The organism is Sulfitobacter sediminis, from assembly GCF_040811725.1.
GTDB classification, from domain to species: domain Bacteria; phylum Pseudomonadota; class Alphaproteobacteria; order Rhodobacterales; family Rhodobacteraceae; genus Sulfitobacter; species Sulfitobacter sediminis.
Map to the genome: position 1 here is coordinate 1 of NZ_JBFNXX010000081.1, position 1,649 is coordinate 1,649.

Below are 1,649 nucleotides of genomic sequence, written 5' to 3' on the forward strand. Positions count from 1 at the left end.
GAGAAGTCACCGACCATCTTCGGCCTCCGCTTCAAGAACCGAGAGCGCCATGCCGTCTTCGATCCGGACGGGATCCTCGCCGGTCGCCGCGCGCCAGCGACGCAACATCGTGTCGACATACGCGGGATCGATCTCGAGGACCCGTGCCCGGCGCCCGGTCCGTTCCGCCGCCATCAGCGTCGCCCCAGCGCCGCCGAACGTATCAAGGACGGTGTCACCACGGCGCGTTACGTCAATGATAGCATCGGCGACCATCGCGACGGGTTTCGCGGTGGGATGGGCCTGTAACTCCTCCATGCGCCCTTCTCGGAACGTGTTGACACCGGGATAGCGCCAGAGATTGGTCCGGTTCCGACCAAATCGACCGAGCTGGACGTTATTGCGATGGCGCCCCCCGGATCTGGCAAAGACACAGACCAGTTCATGTTGCGACCGGTAGAGCGATCCCATGCCACCGTTGGTCTTGCACCAGACGCACAGGTTTAGCTGCGGCCCAATGCTCTCTTCCCCTGCCCCGACCATATCGGGTAGATGCCGCCAATCAGTGCAAACGAACCAGACCGATCCCGGTCGACTGACGGACGCAGCATTGCCCAGGGTTTCGTCGAGAAACTCTCTGAACTCTGCTGGCGCCATCTCGCCCGATGCCTCTGCAAACTCGCGGTGCTTGATCTTTCCCTTGCCCGAGACGTGACCTCGGATCCGCACGTTGTATGGCGGATCGGTGAACCCTGCGTCGGCCCGGTCTTCCCCCATCAGACGCGCCATTGTCTCATGGTCGCGGGCGCTTCCGCAGCCGACGCGATGCGGGCCTAGCTGCCAGAGGTCTCCCACGCGCGTAATCACGGGATCATCCGGATCGGGATCGGGGGCGGTTTCGGGCGCGTCATCTTGATCGCCGTCGAGACCTTCGATGGCGATGTCGATTTCGGCCGCATCGAAGCCAGTCGCCTCAAGGTCGAAGTCCAGATCGATCGCTGACAGATCGGCGAGCTCATTCGCAAGCATGTCCGCGTCCCAGCCCGCGTTCTCGGCAATCCGATTGTCGGCAAGCATGAGACCGCGCTTCTGGGTCTCGCTCAACCCATCAATCCGAATGACCGGTACTCGATCAAGGCCCAGTTTTTCGGATGCCGCCAAGCGACCATGACCGGCGATGAGGACGTTCCGTTCATCTACCAGGATCGGGTTTACGAACCCAAAACTCTCAATGCTTCGACCGATCTGTCGGATCTGTCGCACACTGTGTGTTCGTGCGTTGCGCGGGTTCGCGGTCAACTCGGCAATTGAGCTGTAGGTGATCTGAAGTTCGGTCACGATGTCGCCTCCTGGGATCGCTATGGATCACCTAGAGAACACATCGGTTCGTGCTCGTCATATGGACCGATTAGAATTTCCGCAGCTAGCAGTCAGTTCGAAGCCGCGTTTTCCTCGATGGCACGGCGCCATGCCTTGGCCATGTTGACCGGTTTCTCACGCTTCAGCTCAGTGGGGAGCGACTCGTTCAGCGCCTTCGCGAGAATGCGGCAGCACTCAAGACCATAGCCTGCATCATGGTTGTTGATGCCATCCCAGTTCCGTTTTGGGGCTTGCCCAGTGGAACGCAACAAGGCGCTGAAAACGGTCTTCGCGATGATGTCATGCGCCGC

General features: G+C 60.5%; 2 protein-coding genes. Both read right to left on the minus strand.

Translation table 11 applies throughout. From position 1 onward, the window contains the following. Positions 1-6 precede the first annotated feature (6 nt). A complete protein-coding gene (locus AB2B41_RS23220) occupies positions 7-1,317 on the minus strand; it encodes a site-specific DNA-methyltransferase (protein WP_367880204.1) in 1,311 nt (436 codons plus the stop codon). 92 nt (positions 1,318-1,409) lie between these two features. Continuing rightward, on the minus strand, positions 1,410-1,649 hold a 240-nt coding region (locus AB2B41_RS23225; RefSeq protein ID WP_367880205.1), incomplete at its 5' end, for a hypothetical protein.